Source organism: Streptomyces sp. 5-10, from assembly GCF_014712245.1.
GTDB classification, from domain to species: domain Bacteria; phylum Actinomycetota; class Actinomycetes; order Streptomycetales; family Streptomycetaceae; genus Streptomyces; species Streptomyces violaceusniger.
Window position 1 is genome coordinate 1 of the sequence record NZ_JACVYG010000083.1, and the last position, 15,963, is coordinate 15,963.

General features: G+C 72.1%; 15 protein-coding genes and 1 riboswitch. Of the genes, 6 read left to right on the forward strand and 9 right to left on the reverse strand.

Annotated features, from left to right (window positions below):
• Window positions 1-56: 56 nt before the first annotated feature.
• Window positions 57-329 (reverse strand): DUF4031 domain-containing protein, encoded by a 273-nt coding sequence (locus IEJ02_RS45105; protein ID WP_137978443.1) that lies wholly within the window; start codon window positions 327-329, stop codon window positions 57-59.
• Window positions 329-685, reverse strand: coding sequence for a DUF8819 family protein (locus IEJ02_RS45110; RefSeq protein ID WP_086883249.1), 357 nt, complete (start codon window positions 683-685; stop codon window positions 329-331). Before IEJ02_RS45110 ends, IEJ02_RS45105 begins: the two co-directional genes overlap by 1 nt.
• Before the next feature lie 257 nt (window positions 686-942).
• Between IEJ02_RS45110 and IEJ02_RS45115 the strand changes: the two genes are divergently transcribed.
• Together IEJ02_RS45115 and murQ are read left to right on the forward strand one after the other, a co-directional pair.
• Window positions 943-1,908 carry a MurR/RpiR family transcriptional regulator gene (locus IEJ02_RS45115; protein ID WP_370467242.1) on the forward strand — a complete coding sequence of 322 codons (966 nt, stop codon included), beginning with the start codon at window positions 943-945 and terminating at the stop codon, window positions 1,906-1,908.
• A gap of 211 nt (window positions 1,909-2,119) precedes the next feature.
• Window positions 2,120-3,097: an N-acetylmuramic acid 6-phosphate etherase gene (gene murQ / locus IEJ02_RS45120; RefSeq protein ID WP_191070105.1), complete on the forward strand. Its 978-nt coding sequence runs from the start codon at window positions 2,120-2,122 to the stop codon at window positions 3,095-3,097.
• A gap of 194 nt (window positions 3,098-3,291) precedes the next feature.
• Here murQ and groL read toward each other — a convergent pair whose 3' ends face one another.
• The 4 genes from groL to thrC form a co-directional block, all read right to left on the reverse strand.
• Complete coding sequence (gene groL, locus IEJ02_RS45125) at window positions 3,292-4,917, reverse strand: chaperonin GroEL (protein WP_191070106.1); 1,626 nt, start codon at window positions 4,915-4,917, stop codon at window positions 3,292-3,294.
• A 389-nt stretch (window positions 4,918-5,306) separates the two neighbouring features.
• Window positions 5,307-5,513: a cold-shock protein gene (locus IEJ02_RS45130; protein ID WP_009716982.1), complete on the reverse strand. Its 207-nt coding sequence runs from the start codon at window positions 5,511-5,513 to the stop codon at window positions 5,307-5,309.
• A gap of 408 nt (window positions 5,514-5,921) precedes the next feature.
• Window positions 5,922-6,200, reverse strand: a complete 279-nt coding sequence (locus tag IEJ02_RS45135) for a MoaD/ThiS family protein (protein ID WP_020870490.1) — start codon at window positions 6,198-6,200, stop codon at window positions 5,922-5,924.
• Window positions 6,197-7,495 carry a threonine synthase gene (gene thrC / locus IEJ02_RS45140; RefSeq protein WP_191070107.1) on the reverse strand — a complete coding sequence of 433 codons (1,299 nt, stop codon included), beginning with the start codon at window positions 7,493-7,495 and terminating at the stop codon, window positions 6,197-6,199. Before thrC ends, IEJ02_RS45135 begins: the two co-directional genes overlap by 4 nt.
• A gap of 18 nt (window positions 7,496-7,513) precedes the next feature.
• A riboswitch (SAM riboswitch) is annotated at window positions 7,514-7,655 on the reverse strand.
• A 199-nt stretch (window positions 7,656-7,854) separates the two neighbouring features.
• Between thrC and IEJ02_RS45145 the strand changes: the two genes are divergently transcribed.
• Window positions 7,855-8,802, forward strand: a complete 948-nt coding sequence (locus tag IEJ02_RS45145) for a glucosyl-3-phosphoglycerate synthase (protein WP_191070108.1) — start codon at window positions 7,855-7,857, stop codon at window positions 8,800-8,802.
• Window positions 8,803-8,991: 189 nt separating this feature from the next.
• The gene (locus IEJ02_RS45150; protein ID WP_191070109.1) at window positions 8,992-10,461 is read left to right on the forward strand and encodes an alpha,alpha-trehalose-phosphate synthase (UDP-forming); all 1,470 of its coding nucleotides are present in this window, start codon (window positions 8,992-8,994) and stop codon (window positions 10,459-10,461) included.
• Window positions 10,462-10,756: 295 nt separating this feature from the next.
• On the opposite strand, the gene otsB is transcribed toward IEJ02_RS45150, so the two are convergent.
• The 3 genes from otsB to IEJ02_RS45165 all read right to left on the reverse strand — a co-directional run bounded on the left by otsB (window position 10,757) and on the right by IEJ02_RS45165 (window position 13,333).
• Window positions 10,757-11,620, reverse strand: coding sequence for a trehalose-phosphatase (otsB, locus tag IEJ02_RS45155; protein WP_223865489.1), 864 nt, complete (start codon window positions 11,618-11,620; stop codon window positions 10,757-10,759).
• Window positions 11,621-11,696: 76 nt separating this feature from the next.
• Window positions 11,697-11,915: a DUF3263 domain-containing protein gene (locus IEJ02_RS51255; protein WP_137980811.1), complete on the reverse strand. Its 219-nt coding sequence runs from the start codon at window positions 11,913-11,915 to the stop codon at window positions 11,697-11,699.
• 134 nt (window positions 11,916-12,049) lie between these two features.
• A complete protein-coding gene (locus tag IEJ02_RS45165) occupies window positions 12,050-13,333 on the reverse strand; it encodes an extracellular solute-binding protein (RefSeq protein ID WP_191070110.1) in 1,284 nt (427 codons plus the stop codon).
• A 291-nt stretch (window positions 13,334-13,624) separates the two neighbouring features.
• Here IEJ02_RS45165 and IEJ02_RS45170 point away from each other — a divergent pair, with 291 nt between their 5' ends.
• Together IEJ02_RS45170 and nagA are read left to right on the forward strand one after the other, a co-directional pair.
• Window positions 13,625-14,557, forward strand: a complete 933-nt coding sequence (locus tag IEJ02_RS45170; protein WP_191070111.1) for an ROK family protein — start codon at window positions 13,625-13,627, stop codon at window positions 14,555-14,557.
• Window positions 14,557-15,876, forward strand: coding sequence for an N-acetylglucosamine-6-phosphate deacetylase (gene nagA / locus IEJ02_RS45175; protein WP_191070112.1), 1,320 nt, complete (start codon window positions 14,557-14,559; stop codon window positions 15,874-15,876). The genes IEJ02_RS45170 and nagA overlap by 1 nt, the downstream gene beginning before the upstream one ends.
• Window positions 15,877-15,963 lie beyond the last annotated feature (87 nt).

A 15,963-nucleotide genomic window follows, 5' to 3' on the forward strand; every position in this document is an offset into this window, starting at 1 on the left:
GGCGGCCGGGCGGCGGGCGGCCGGGCGGCGGGCGGCCGCAGGCCCGCCCGTACCGGTCAGTCCGCGTTCGCGGCTCGCTTGGGGCGGCGGAGGCCCGCGGCCTTGAGGCGGCGGAGGAGTTCCTTGCTGCCGACCTCCTCCGCGCCCGCCCGTACCGCCTGCGCGTACAGCTCGCTCGGCACGTCGTAGTGGTCCCGGTCGAAGCCTCGGCGCGGGGCGCCGATGCGGGCCGCGAAGGCATGGAGTTCGGCGTAGGAGACATCGCTGACGAGGTGGGACCACAGGCGGCCGTGGCCCGGCCACGAGGGCGGGTCGATCAGGACGGCCATCAGAGGGTGGTGCCCAGCGAGCCCACGGGCGCCACCGCGACCGCCGTCTTGCCGCAGACCCAGTGCGGGTCGGGGCCCAACTCGGGCTCCACGTCGAGGGCGTGGAGGTCGCCGCCCGTGGTGCAGACGGGGCACAGCGGCCAGCGGCCGTAACGTTCCAACAGGGCGTCCTGGACGTCCTGGGCGACCAGTCCGGCCACGTACGCGGCACCTTCCGGCCACTGCTCGACCCACCACCGCCGGTGCGCGATCGCGTCTTCGACCAGCGAGACGATGTCGGCGCGGGCGACTTCCCCCGCCGCGAGGTCGGCCAGGACGAGGGCGCGGGCCGCGTGCAGTGCCTGTTCGAGCTTCATGGGTCCCATTGTCACCTTTGCTTCCTCCTGGCGCCTGTTCGCTTCGTCCGCGGTCGCGGTCGGTCCCGGCCGTCGGCTGCTGGGCCACGCGCCTGTTCGCTTCGTCCGCGGGCGCGGTCCTTCCCGGCCGCCCCGCGCCTGTTCGATTCCCCTGCGGTCGCGGTCGCGTCCCGGCTCGTTCCCGCGCCCGCTGGCCGACCCGCCGCGTCGTCGTCCGGAGGGTTGACGGGCACCGTGGCCGGAAATAGTTTCCGCTGGTGATTAGCGACCTGAAGGAAACTTTCATGCCTCCACCGCAGTCCGACGCCACCCCACCAGCACCACCCACCCCACCCACCCCACCTGCCCCGGCCGCCCTCGCCGCCAAGGTCCGCACGTTAACCCCCTCCATGACCCGCTCCATGCAGCGCGTCGCCGAAGCCGTGGCGGGCGATCCGGCCGGTTGCGCTGCGCTCACCGTCACCGGGCTCGCCGAGCGGACCGGCACCAGTGAGGCCACCGTCGTCCGCACCTCCCGGCTGCTCGGCTACCCCGGATACCGGGATCTGCGCCTCGCGCTCGCCGCGCTCGCCGCCCAGCAGGCCGCCGGCCGGGCCCCGGCCGTCACCGCGGACATCGCGGTGGACGATCCGATCGCCGACGTGGTGACCAAGCTGGCGCGGGAGGAACAGCAGTGTCTCGCCGACACCGCCGCCGGGCTGGACACCAGCCAGGTCGAGGCGGCCGTCTCGGCGCTGGCCGCCGCCCGCCGGATCGATGTGTACGGGGTCGGGGCGTCCAGCCTCGTCGGCCAGGACCTGGTCCAGAAGCTGCTGCGGATCGGGCTGATAGCCCACGCCCACGCGGATCCGCACCTCGCGGTGACCAACGCGGTCCAGCTGCACTCCGGCGACGTCGCCATCGCGATCACCCACTCCGGGCGCACGACGGACGTCATCGAGCCGCTGCGGGTGGCCTTCGAGCACGGGGCGACCACCGTCGCGATCACCGGACGGCCGAACGGGGAGGTCGCGCAGTACGCGGACCTGGTGCTCACCACCTCCACCGCCCGCGAGAGCGAGCTGCGCCCGGCGGCCATGTCCAGCCGGACCAGCCAGTTGCTGGTGGTGGACTGCCTGTTCATAGGGGTCGCCCAGCGGACGTACGAAGCGGCGGCGCCCGCGCTCTCCGCGTCGTACGAGGCGCTCGCGCACCGCCACGATCCGCGCCCCGGGCACCGCTGAGCCCGGCCGGTCCGCCTCCGGTTCCGCTTTCGGTTCCGTCTCCGGTCCCACACCCCCGGTTCCGCCTTCGGTCCCCCCGGTTCCGCCTTCGGTTCCGCCTTCGGTCCCACCCCCAGGTCACTGTTTCGGTCACCGTTTCGCCCGGTGACCGCCCTCGCGGTCACCGTCACCCCCACCCTTACGCTGACGTACCGGAAAGAGCCGCTTCACCATGACTTCCGCCGACTCCGCAGCCGATTCCGCAGCAGACTTCACAGCCGACTCCGCGGGCTCCACACACCTCCGCGCCCAGCTCGACACCCTGACCACCGAGGCCTTCCGCCCCGAACTCGCCGAGATCGACCGGCTCGAAACCCTCGAAATCGCCCGGATCATGAACGCGGAGGACGCCGCCGTCCCCACCGCCGTCGCCGGTCAGCTCCCCCGCATCGCCGCCGCCATCGACGCCATCGCCGCGCGGATGTCCCGTGGCGGCCGCCTCCTCTATACGGGCGCGGGCACCGCCGGACGGCTCGGGGTGCTCGACGCGAGCGAGTGCCCGCCCACCTTCAACACCCGGCCCGAACAGGTCGTCGGCGTGATCGCGGGCGGCCCGGACGCCGTGGTGACCTCGGTCGAGGGCGCGGAGGACAGCGCGGAGCTGGCCGCCCGGGACCTCGACCGGCTCGGCATCGGCCCCGACGACACCGTGGTCGGCGTCTCGGCCTCCGGCCGCACCCCGTACGCCGTGGGCGCGGTCGAGCACGCCCGGCGGCGCGGCGCGCTCACCGTCGGGCTGTCCTGCAACGCCGGGTCGGCGCTCGCCGCCGCGGCCGACCACGGCATCGAGATCGTCGTGGGGCCGGAGCTGCTCACCGGCTCGACCCGGCTGAAGGCGGGCACGGCCCAGAAGCTGGTGCTCAACATGATCTCGACCATCACCATGATCCGGCTGGGCAAGACCTTCGGGAATCTGATGGTCGATGTGCGCGCCTCCAACGACAAGCTGCGCGCCCGTTCGCGGAGGATCGTCTCCCTGGCGACCGGCGCCTCCGACGAGCGGATCGAGAGCGCGCTGGCGGCCACGGACGGCGAGGTGAAGAACGCGATCCTCACCATCCTGGGCGGGGTGGACGCCCCGACCGCCGAGAAGCTCCTGGCCGAGGCGCACGGCCATCTGCGCACCGCCTTGGAGGCCGCCACGGGGTGACCCCGGGACCGGGCCCCGGACTCACCCCGGGACCCCGGGACCCCGGGACCCCGGGCCGGGCCACGCACCCGCACGGGCCCGGACACGCCGTCGGGGCGGGCCCGGACACGCCGTCGGGGCGGCACCCCTGGGAGAGGGTGCCGCCCCGACGTTCGGACGGTATGACCGACCGGCGGACGAACGCGCCGAGTCGATCAGAAGTCCATGTCACCGCCCGGCATGCCGCCCGGAGCGCCCGCCGGGGCGGCCTTCTCCGGCTTGTCGGCGATGACGGCCTCGGTGGTGAGGAACAGCGCGGCGATCGACGCGGCGTTCTGCAGCGCGGAGCGCGTGACCTTGGCCGGGTCGATGATGCCCTCGGCGATCAGGTCCACGTACTCACCGCTCGCGGCGTTGAGGCCGTGACCCGGGGTCAGGTTGCGCACCTTCTCGACCACGACGCCGCCCTCGAGACCGGCGTTGACCGCGATCTGCTTCAGCGGGGCCTCCAGGGCCAGGCGCACGGCCTGGGCACCGGTGGCCTCGTCGCCCTCGAGCTCCAGCTTCTCGAAGACCGAGACGGTCTGGAGCAGGGCCACGCCACCACCGGCGACGATGCCCTCCTCGACGGCGGCCTTGGCGTTGCGCACCGCGTCCTCGATGCGGTGCTTGCGCTCCTTGAGCTCCACCTCGGTGGCGGCACCGGCCTTGATGACGGCCACCCCGCCGGCCAGCTTCGCCAGGCGCTCCTGGAGCTTCTCGCGGTCGTAGTCCGAGTCCGAGGACTCGATCTCGGCGCGGATCTGGTTGACGCGGCCCTGCACCTGGTCGGTGTCGCCGGCGCCGTCCACGATGGTGGTCTCGTCCTTGGTGACCGTGACCTTGCGGGCACGGCCGAGCAGGTCGAGACCGGCGTTCTCCAGCTTGAGGCCGACCTCCTCGGAGATGACGGTGCCACCGGTGAGGATGGCGATGTCGCCGAGCATGGCCTTACGGCGGTCACCGAAGCCCGGGGCCTTGACGGCGACGGACTTGAAGGTGCCACGGATCTTGTTGACGACCAGGGTCGCCAGGGCCTCGCCCTCGACGTCCTCGGCGATGATCAGCAGCGGCTTGCCCGACTGCATGACCTTCTCGAGCAGCGGGAGGAGGTCCTTCACGCTGCTGATCTTGGAGTTGACGATCAGGATGTACGGGTCGTCGAGCGACGCCTCCATACGCTCCATGTCCGTCGCGAAGTACGGGGAGATGTAGCCCTTGTCGAAGCGCATGCCCTCGGTGAGCTCGAGCTCGAGCCCGAAGGTCTGCGACTCCTCGACGGTGATGACACCTTCCTTGCCGACCTTGTCCATCGCCTCGGCGATGAGCTCACCGATCTGGGTGTCGGCGGCGGAGATGGAGGCGGTGGAGGCGATCTGCTCCTTGGTCTCTACGTCCTTGGCCTGCTCGAGGAGCTGGGCGGAGACGGCCTCGACGGCCTTCTCGATACCGCGCTTGAGCGCCATCGGGTTGGCGCCCGCGGCGACGTTGCGGAGACCCTCCTTGACCAGCGCCTGGGCGAGGACGGTCGCGGTCGTCGTGCCGTCACCGGCGACGTCGTCCGTCTTCTTCGCGACCTCCTTGACCAGCTCGGCGCCGATCTTCTCGTACGCGTCCTCGAGCTCGATCTCCTTGGCGATGGACACACCATCGTTGGTGATCGTGGGGGCGCCCCACTTCTTCTCGAGGACGACGTTACGGCCCTTGGGGCCGAGGGTGACCTTGACGGCGTCGGCGAGCTGGTTCATCCCGCGCTCGAGGCCGCGCCGCGCCTCCTCGTCGAACGCGATGATCTTGGCCATGTGAAGTGGTCCTCCCAGAGACGGGGTGGATTGCTCCGGACCGCGCTGGCGCCCGCGACGGACGGCCTGCCTGCCCCGCGGTTCCTTGCCCCGCATGGCCTGGCGGGCCTCACCGACCCGGTCCTTCTGTCACTCTCAACGTCAGAGTGCTAACGCCAATGATTAGCACTCGGACCTATAGAGTGCAAGCGCCCGAAGGGCGTACAGGCCCGTAGGGCGTCCTTGAGGGGCAGGCGGCGGCCGGGCGACGGGTGGGCGCGAGCGGCATTGCACGCGTGCGCCTCTTGTCCAACCCCTTGATGATCAGCTCGGACATGCCGAAGGGTCCGTACCCCGTCAGGGACACGGACCCTTCTGACTGTTCGTTTCAGCTGCGTCGCGTCGGCGCGTCAGCCTACGGCCACGCGGACCATGTCGGCCTGCGGGCCCTTCTGGCCCTGCGAGATCTCGAACTCGACCCGCTGGCCTTCCTCGAGGGTGCGGTACCCGTCCATCTGGATCGCGCTGTAGTGGACGAACACGTCCGCACCACCGTCGACCGCGATGAAGCCGTACCCCTTCTCCGCGTTGAACCACTTGACGGTGCCCTGAGCCATTCCTAACTCCCCTATTGCTGGCCCTTGCGCAGGACCGCACTCCGCGGACCCGGGTCAGACCTCACCCCCCGGATGTGGGGGGTGTGCGCCGGAACGCGTCGACCGCCGCTGAATGTATCCGTCCCAACGCCCTCTGCAACAGGTCAATCGGACGAGAATTCTGGGCACGGCCGAACGGTTAAAAGTGAGGAATTATGTGAAGTTCGGGCAAGCCGGGCCGGACATAAGGAACCAACCCGACAATTCGCGCTCACACTTTACGCACAACTTGACGAGTTCTCATATGTGGCTCCGACCCCGGAGCCGCCGGGGAATCCGGGCAACTGTATCGCGATTCCACACACGGAATCGCCCCGTCCGGTTGTCCCCGGACGGGGCGATGCCAAAGGTGAGGAGGGGGACGCGGGGTCAGCAGCCGCCCGCGACCGCCGGGATGATCGAGATCCCGGCGCCGTCCGGGGTCGCCGTGGCCAGGCCGTCGGCGAAGCGGACGTCGTCGTCGTTGACGTAGACGTTCACGAAGCGGCGGAGCTTGCCGGTGTCGTCCAGGACGCGGGCCGAGATGCCCGCGTGGTTCTTCTCCAGGTCCGCCAGGACCTCGGCGAGGGTCGCGCCCTCGGCGGAGACCTCGGCCTGACCGCCGGTGTAGGTGCGCAGGATGGTCGGGATTCGGACGTTGACGCTCATGCGAGGCCAGCCTCTCGGAACGAGTCAAGGGTGGGGCGGATGATGGCGGAGGGACCCGTCGTGGGGGCCACCGCGTCGAGGGTCTTGAGGCCGTCGCCGGTGTTGAGCACGACGGTCGTCAGGGACGGGTCGAGCAGACCGTCCTCGATCAGCTTCTTGGTCACGCCGACGGTCACGCCGCCCGCGGTCTCCGCGAAGATCCCCTCGGTGCGGGCCAGCAGCTTGATGGCGTCGACGATCTGCTCGTCGTTCACGTCCTCCACCGCGCCGCCCGTACGGCGGGCGATGTCCAGGACGTAGGGGCCGTCCGCGGGGTTGCCGATGGCCAGCGACTTGGCGATGGTCCGCGGCTTCTGCGGCCGGACGACGTCATGGCCGGCCTTGTAGGCGGTGGAGACCGGGGAGCAGCCCTCGGCCTGGGCGCCGAAGATCTTGTAGGGCCTGTCCTCGACCAGACCGATCGCGATCAGCTCCTTCAGCCCCTTGTCGATCTTGGTGAGCTGGGAGCCGGAGGCGATCGGGATGACGATCTGGTCCGGCAGCCGCCAGCCGAGCTGCTCGCAGATCTCGTACGCCAGGGTCTTGGAGCCCTCGCCGTAGTACGGCCGCAGATTGACGTTGACGAAGCCCCAGCCCTCGCCCGCCGGGTCGCCGATCAGCTCGCTGCAGAAGCGGTTGACGTCGTCGTAGGTGCCCTCGATGCCGACCAGCTCGCCGCCGTAGACCGCGGCCATGACGACCTTGCCCGCCTCCAGGTCGTGCGGGATGAAGACGCAGGAGCGGAAGCCCGCGCGGGCGGCCGCGGCGCCCACCGCGCCGGCGAGGTTGCCGGTGGAGGAGCAGGAGAGGGTGGTGAAGCCGAAGGTGCGGGCGGCCTGGACGGCGATGGCGACGACCCGGTCCTTGAAGGAGTGGGTCGGGTTCCCGGAGTCGTCCTTGATGTGCAGCTCACCGGTGACGCCGAGCTCACGGGCGAGGTTGTCGGCCTTGACCAGCTTGGTGAAGCCGGGGTTCAGGCTCGGCAGATCCGCCACGTCCGCCGGGACGGGCAGCAGCGGGGCGTAGCGCCAGATGCTGTTCGGACCGGCCTCGATGCGCCGGCGCAGCCCCTCCGGATCGCCGGCCGGGAGCTCGTACGCGACCTCGAGGGGCCCGAAACAGGCCTCGCACGCGAAGATCGGGCCCAGTTCGAACCGCTCACCGCACTCCCGGCAGGACAATGCGACGGCGGGGCCGAAGGCGCCGGAGGGGGAGGGGGAGGAAGTGGTTGAGCTTTCTACTGACTGCACAGCCATGGATGGCGAGGCCCTTTCTCCTCATCTTCCTCGCGACGCACTTCGCCACGAGACGGAATTGGCACCTTCCCGAGCTGGGAGCCTCGCTGCGGAATGCGAGATCAGCTGGAGGGTTGCCGGGGCTTCAACGGGCCGTTCCCTCTGCCCCTCTGGATGAGCGGTATGGCACCGGGCGGACCCGGGGCGTTTGTCGGCACCAGCGTCGTCGGGTACGTCGGTACGTCGGTAAACACCGAGGTCGACCCCGACATACGACGGCCATGTGCGTTGTTCAAGACTGTAACCGAAGGCCCGGATGGTTGAGCTAGCCGTCCGATGCGCGAGATGGATCACAGCGATCACGCAGGGGAGACACACAGGTGCTGGATGAGGTGGAGCGCTGGCTGAAGCGTCGCTCCTGGTCTGCCGACGACCGTCCGCTGGACCGCCTGCTGGCCGCGAAGCGGGCCGCGGCGACGACGGTGAGCGTGGTCCTGCCCGCCCTGAACGAGGAGGCCACGGTCGGCGAGATCGCCGGAACGATCCGGCGTGAGCTGATGGGCGAGGCGACGCCGCTGGTGGACGAGCTGGTGGTGCTGGACTCCGGCTCCACGGACCGCACCGCCGAGGTCGCCGCGGCGGCGGGCGCCACCGTCGTCCCCCGCGACTCGCTGCTGCCCCGGCTGCCCGCGCTGCCCGGCAAGGGCGAGGTGCTGTGGCGGTCCCTGCTCGCCACGAGCGGCGACATCGTCTGCTTCATCGACGCCGACCTGCGGGAATTCGAGCCGCGCTTCGTCTCGGGAATCGTCGGTCCGCTGCTGACCGACCCCACGCTTGAGCTGGTGAAGGGCATGTACGACCGCCCGCTCGGCGAGGTGGCGGGCCAGGGCGGCCGGGTCACCGAGCTGGTCGCCCGCCCGCTGCTGAATCTGCACTGGCCCCAGCTGGCCGGGTTCGTCCAGCCGCTGGGCGGGGAGTACGCGGCGCGCCGTTCGCTGCTGGAGCGGCTGCCCTTCCCGGTCGGCTACGGCGTCGAGCTGGGGCTGCTGGTCGACGCGCTGCACACGGTGGGGCTCGACGCGCTCGGCCAGGTGGACATCGGGGTGCGCAAACACCGCCACCAGGACGGGCAGGCGCTCGGCCGGATGGCGGCCGCGATCTACCGCACCGCGCAGCTGCGGCTGGCCCGGGGCCACTTGGTGCGGCCACGGCTGACCCAGTTCGACCGGGGCGAGAACGGCTTCGAGCCGCGTACGACGGCGGTGGACACCGAGGAGCGGCCGCCGATGATCGAGATACCGGAGTACACGGCGCGGCGCGCGGCGTGACGCGGGGCTGCGGCGCGGCGTGACGCGGAGCTGCGGCTCGGCGTGACGCGGGCTGCGGCTCGGCGCGCACCGGACCCGGACGCGGAGGGATGGCGTCCTGCACTGACGTGGCCGGAACCGGAATAGCACCTACGGGGCAAGAAACCGTACGTACGTTTGCGCGGGGCCGTGCCTGGCTAGGCTCGCGACATGGCAGTTCCGCGCACCGCCCCGATCCTGGTCGCGTCCAACCGCGGCCCGGTCTCGTACACCCTGGGCGAGGACGGCTCGCTCACCGCCCGGCGCGGCGGTGGCGGGCTGGTCTCCGGGCTCAGCGCGATCGGCCCCGACGCGGGCGCGGTGTGGGTGTGCGCGGCGCTCGGCGAGGGCGACCGCGAGGCGGCCCGGCGCGCCGGGGCGAGCCATCTGAACCCCGGTGACACCGGCGGCCAGCAGGTGCGGATGCTCGACATCGCGCCGGACGTCTTCGCCGCGGCGTACAACGGCGTCGCCAATTCGGTGCTGTGGTTCGTCCACCACCTGCTCTACCAGACCCCGGTCGAGCCGGTCTTCGACGCGGAGTTCGCCGAGCAGTGGGCGGCCTACGAGAGCTATAACGCGGCCTTCGCGGACGCGCTCGCCCAGGAGGCGGTGGACAACGCCGTCGTCCTGGTGCAGGACTACCACCTGGCGCTGGTGCCCGCGATGCTCCGCGAGCGCCGCCCCGATCTGCGGATCGGCCACTTCTCCCACACCCCATGGGCCCCGCCGGACTACTACCGGCTGCTGCCGGACGACGTCGCGGCGGGTGTGCTGCGCGGCATCCTCGGCGGCGACCGCGCCGCGTTCCTCACCGAGCGCTGGGCCACCGCCTTCGCCGACTGCTGCGCGGCGGTGCTGGGCGCGGAGATCGTCCGGGAAGGTGACGGCGAGGGCGGGGGCGGCGTGGCGACGGCCGTGCGCTTCGAGGGCCGGGAGACCCGGCTGGGCGTCCACGGCCTGGGCGCCGACGCGGACTTCCTGCGGGAGCGTTCGCGCCGGCCCGATGTGGACGAACGGCTGAGCGCTCTGCGGGCGCAGATCGGGCCGGGCCGGAAGTCGATCGTCCGGGTGGACCGCACCGAGCTGTCCAAGAACATCGTGCGCGGGCTGCTGGCCTACCGGCGGCTGCTGGAGACCCGCCCCGAGTGGCGCGAGCGCGTGGTGCACGTGGCCTTCGCCTACCCCTCGCGCCAGGACCTCGCGGTCTACCGCGACTACACCGAGCGGGTGCGGCGGATCGCGGAGGAGATCAACGACGAGTACGGCACGGACGGCTGGACCCCGGTCGCCCTCCATGTGAAGGACGACTTCGCCCGGTCGCTCGCGGCCTACCGGCTGGCGGACGTGGCCCTGGTCAACCCCATCCGGGACGGGATGAACCTGGTGGCCAAGGAGGTCCCGGTGGTCTCCGAGCGGGGATGCGCGCTGGTGCTGTCCCGGGAGGCGGGCGCGTACGCCGAGCTGGGCGAGGACGCGCTGGTGGTGAACCCGTACGACGTGGAGGGCACGGCCCGGGCGCTCCACGAGGCGCTGCGCATGAGCGACGGCGAGCGCGCGGACCGCACGAAGCGGCTCGCCGCCGCGGCGACCGCGCTACCGCCACAGGCATGGTTCTTGGCGCAGCTGCGGGCGCTGTGATGGCTTCGGGGTGACGGGTCCTGGGGTGATGGGTCCTGGGGTGATGGGCTTCCGGGGCGGCGGGTTCCCGGGGTGACGAGCGCGGTCCGGGCGCCGAGCCCGGGGCCGGGCCCGGATGCCGGACCCGGGCGCCAGGCACGACCTGGGCGCCGGACGTGATCCGGGCGCCGGGCACGACGTAGGCGCCGGGCGCGACCCGGGCGGCAAGCGCGACCGAGGCGCCGGGCGCGACCCGGGTGGCAAGCGTGACCGAGGCGCCGGGCGCGACCCGGGCCGCTGTCCCGCCCGCCGAGCCCTACGCGGCTTCGCCGCTGACCGCGTTCGCCAGGGCCGACAGCAGGTCCACCACGCCCGCCGGGCCGTCGACCACCAGGTCGGCCCGCTTGGCGAGCTCGGTCACTTCCGTGCTGCCGCTGCACACCAGCAGCCCCGGCACGCCCTCCTCGCGCAGCCGTTCCACCGCCGCGAACGCGGCCAGGTCGCCCAGGTCGTCGCCCGCGTAGAGCACGGCCTCGGCGCCCGTCCGCCGTACGTAGTCGGTGAGCGCGACGCCCTTGTCCATGCCCGGCGGCCGCAGCTCCAGCACCAGTCGGCCGGGCTCGACGATCAGTCCATGGCGCTCGGCGAGCGCGTGCAGCGGCGCGCGCAGCCGCTCGAACGTGGCCTGGGGGTCCTCGGCGCGGCGGGTGTGGACGGCGACGGCACGGCCCTTGTCCTCGATCCACGTGCCGCGCGAGGCGCCGTGCTCCTCCAGGACGGCGGGGAGTTCGGCCTGGACGGCGGCGACGCCGGGGTGGGGTTCGGGCGCCTGGACCTCGCCGCTGCCCGCGTCCCAGCGCTCGGCGCCGTAGAGGCCGAGGACGACGAGCCCGTCCAGCCCCTCGGCCCCGGCGAACCCGCCGTACCGCACGGCGACCTCGGCCGGACGTCCGGTGATCACCGCGACGGAGCGGATCCGCGGGGCCAGCCGGGAGAGCGCGGGGACGGCGCCGGGGTGGGCGCGGGCCTGGTCGGGGTCGGGGACGATCTCGGCGAGGGTGCCGTCGAAGTCGAGTCCGACGATGGCGCGGCCGGGCCGTTCGAGGAGGGCGGCGAGACCCTCACAGCCGGCGGAGGTGGTGGGTACGGGGACGGGGTGACTTCCCATAGCGCTGCCCATGGTGGTGACCCTACCGGGCCCGGCGTCACGGCGGGCTTCCCCCGGGCGGCCCCGGCCGTTCCGCCGCCGATGCGCGTCAGCGGCGTTCGCGGCGCTCGTCCCGGATCCGGCGCAGCCGGTTGACGGTCACCGGGTCGTGCTCCAGGGCCCTGGGGTCGTCCAGCAGCGCGTTCAGCAGCTGGTAGTAGCGGGTCGGGGAGAGGCCCAACCGCTCCCGTATCGCCCGTTCCTTGGCGCCGGGGCCCGGCCAGCCGCGCCGCTCCACGGCGAGCACGGCCAGGTCGCGGTCGGACAGCCCGGCGTCCGGACCCGGCTCCTGGTCCCCGACCTGGTCCTGGTCCTGGCCCTGGTCCTGGCCCTGGTCCTGCTCCCCGACCCGGTCGGCGGGGTCTTCGGAAGGGTCGGGGCCGGGGCCGGGCGTGTCCACTGTCATGCCCCCGCATTCTCCATGGCGTCGGCCTCGCGCTGGATCTGGCCCAGCACGCTCGCCGGGTCGCCGCCCTTGGCCACGGTCGAGCCGATCTTCTGCTTGATCAGCTTGCTGACCTCCGCCCAGGAGGTCTTGTCGGCCGGGTAGAACTCCGCGCTCTCCAGCTCGTCCAGGAACCGCCACAGCCGCTTGTACTCACGGTCGCCGAGCATCGTCTGCTCGACGGCGGTGGTCACCGGCAGCAGGTCGTACTCGGTGACGAAGTCCAGCACGTTGTTCTCGGTGTAGACGAAGTCGAGGAACTTCCCGATCTCCTTGCGGTGGCCGTTCTGCCTGAAGGCCATCAGCCAGTCGGCGACGCCCATCGTCGACGGGGACTTGCCCCTGCGGCCGGGCAGCGGCGCGGTGCCGTACGTGATGCCGCGGCCGGACGCCTGCTGCATCAGGGTCGGGTGACCGTTGAGCATGCCGACCTCGCCGCGGGCGAAGGCGTCGAAGGTGTCCTGGCGGTTGGTGCGGGCCGGGGAGCCGGGGCCGGTGAGGCCCGCGCCGACCAGTTCGTCCCGCAGCCATTCGAAGGCCTCGATGTTCTCGGTGGAGTCGATGGTGTAGCTGCCGTTGGCGTCGGTGTAGCCGCCACCGCCGCTGAGCATCCACATCATGGTCTCGGCCTGGCACTCCTCGGGGCCGAGCGGCAGCCCGTACGGGATCTTCACCCCACTGGCCTTGAGCTGGACGGCCGCCTGCTTGAGCTCGTGCCAGCTGGTGGGGGCGGAGGATATCCCGGCCCGGTCGAAGAGCTTCTTGTTGTAGAAGAGCAGCCGGGCGCTGGCCACGAACGGCACCCCGTACTGCACCCGCCGCACCTCACCCGCATGGGCGATCGAGGAGATGAAACCGGCCTGGGTGGGGATGGAGAGCATCTCGTCGGCGCGGTAGAGCTTGCCCTGCGCGGCGTAGTCGGCGTACGCGCCGATCTGCGCGATGTCCGGGGCCTGACCGTCCTTGACCATCTCGGCCACCCGCCGGTCCACCTCGGTCCAGCTGTAGACCTTGACCTCGACCTTGAGGCCGCCGTTCTTGGCCTCGAAGGCCCGGGCCACCTTGTTCCAGTACTTCTGGGAGCTGTTGGCGGTGCTGTCGCCGTAATCGGCCGCGACCACCTTCAGGGTGACCTCACCGTCGGAGCCGGAGCTGCCGCTGCCACAGGCCGTGAGTCCTGGTGCCGTCGCCACCGCCGCGACACCCGCCGTTGTCAGACCCAAGAACCGTCGCCGCTGCACCGCTGTTTTCCCACCCTATGGCTTGTTTCATCCTCAAGGGTCCTCCCCCGAGGTCGAGCGAGTCTGCCTTGCAAACCTCCACAAGGTCTACACCATGGGCGTATCGCTTCGGTATCGGAGCCCATTTTCCCAGGTGAGTGGGGTGCTACACGCGTAAGTGGGATGTGTCACCCAGTCACAAACGGAAGGGTTGGTTCACACCAACTCCCCTCCGCGCGACGGCGTGATCTCCCGACCAGAAGCGGCGAGTGGACTAGACCTCTCATGGTGGATCGCGCGAGACTGTTCCATGTGAAACACGTCATCGCCCTGGATGTGGGCGGCACCGGTATGAAGGCCGCCCTGGTCGGGGCGGACACCACACTCCTCCACGAGGCCAGGAGGCCCACCGAGCGGGAGCGCGGACCCGAGGCGGTCGTGGCCGCGATCCTCGACTTCGCCGCCGAGCTGCGCGAGATCGGCGAACGGCGGTTCGGCGGGCCCCCGCTGGCCGCGGGGGTCGGCGTGCCCGGGGTCCTGGACGAGGACCGCGGGGTAGCCGTCTTCGCCGCCAACCTCGGCTGGCGCGACGTCCCGCTGCGGGCGCTGCTCACCGAGCGGCTGGGCGGGATCCCGGTCGCGCTCGGCCATGACGTCCGGATGGGCGGGCTGGCCGAGGGGCGCATAGGAGCGGGCGAGGGCGCACGGCGCTTCCTCTTCGTCTCCGTCGGCACCGGCATCGCGGGCGCCATCGGCGTCGACGGGCGCATCGACCCCGGGGCCCACGGCTCCTCCGGCGAGATCGGCCATATCGTCGTCCGGCCGGGCGGCGCCGCCTGCGGCTGCGGTCAGTCCGGCTGCCTGGAGACGCTCGCCTCGGCGGCCGCGTTGGGCCGCGCCTGGGCCGCCGCGAGCGGCGATCCGGCCGCGGACGCCGCCGACTGCGCCAGGGCCGTCCGGTCCGGCGATCCCCGGGCCGTGGCCGTGTGGGGGGAGATGGTGGGCGCGCTCGCCGACGGTCTGGTCACCGCCCTCACCCTGCTGGACCCCGGTGTGCTGATCGTCGGCGGTGGGCTGGCCGAGGCCGGGGAGACGCTGTTCGCGCCGCTGCGCACCGCGGTCGAGGAGCGGCTCACCTTCCAGCAGCTCCCCCGTATCGTCCCGGCGGCCCTCGGGGACACCGCCGGCTGCCTGGGCGCGGGTCTGCTCGCCTGGGACCGACTCTCCACGGAGGTAACCGCCTGATGGTCCAGCGAACGCATCTCACCGGCGCCCGGGTGGTCCTGCCGGACGGCGTGGTCGACAACGGGCGGGTGACGGTCGAGGGCACGCGCATCACGGCGGCGGGACCGGCGGCCGGACCCGCGGGGGGACCCGCGCCGGGACCGGCGGCCGGGCCCGCCACGGACTCCGCGACCGACTCCGCGTCCGGCGGTGCGGCTTCCGCGTCCGGCCCCACGGACTCCGCGTCCGGCGGCGCGGCTTCCGCGTCCGGCGGTGCGGCTTCCGCATCCGGCGGTGGCGAGCGGGCGCTCGACCTGGCGGGCGGCTGGATCGTCCCCGGCTTCGTGGACCTGCATGTGCACGGCGGCGGCGGTGCCTCGTTCTCGGCGGGCACCCCCGAGGAGGCCCTGACCGCCATCCGTACGCACCGGCGGCACGGCACCACCACGATGCTCGCCTCCACCGTCACCGGCGATCTGGACGACCTCGCCCGGCAGGCCGCCGCCCTCTCGGAGCTGGTGGAGCAGGGCGAGTTGGCGGGCATCCACTTCGAGGGGCCGTTCATCTCCCCCCACCGCTGCGGCGCCCACCAGCCCTCGCTGCTGCGCGCGCCCGATCCGGCGGATGTGCGCAAGCTGGTGGACGCGGCGCGCGGCACCGCACGGATGATGACCCTCGCCCCCGAGCTGCCGGGCGGGCTGGAGTCCGTACGGCTGCTGGCCGACAGCGGGGTCATCGCGGCCGTCGGCCACACCGACTCGACGTACGAGGCGACGCTGGAGGCCGTCGAGGCGGGCGCGACCGTGGCGACCCACCTGTTCAACGCGATGCCGTCGCTGCTGCACCGCGCTCCCGGCCCGGTGGCGGCGCTGCTGGAGGACGAGCGGATCACGGTAGAGCTGATCAACGACGGCACCCATCTGCACCCCGCCGTCCTGGGGCTGGCGTTCCACCGGGCGGGCGCGGACCGGGTCGCCTTCATCACCGACGCCATGGGCGCGGCGGGCATGAGCGACGGCCGCTATCCGCTCGGCCCCATGGAGGTCGAGGTCAAGGACGGTGTCGCGCGGATCAGCGACGGGCCGACGGCCGGTTCCATCGCGGGCTCCACCCTCACCCTGGACCGGGCCTTCCACCGCGCCGTCACGATCGACGGGCTCGGCGTCGAGGCGACCGTAAGGGCGCTGTCCGCGACCCCGGCCCGGGTGCTGGGCATCGCCGACCGGGTGGGGTCGCTCGAGCCGGGCAAGGACGCCGATCTCGTCGTGCTCGACGACGACTTCCGGCTGCGGGGCGTGATGCGCGGGGGCGCTTGGGTGGTCCATCCCGAACTGGGCTGAAGTGCCCTGATTTCAGGCGGCGGTGACGGGGTGTTGACACTGCCCGACGCTGTCCGGAACGACGCGGAGGTCTGGGCCGAAGCCACT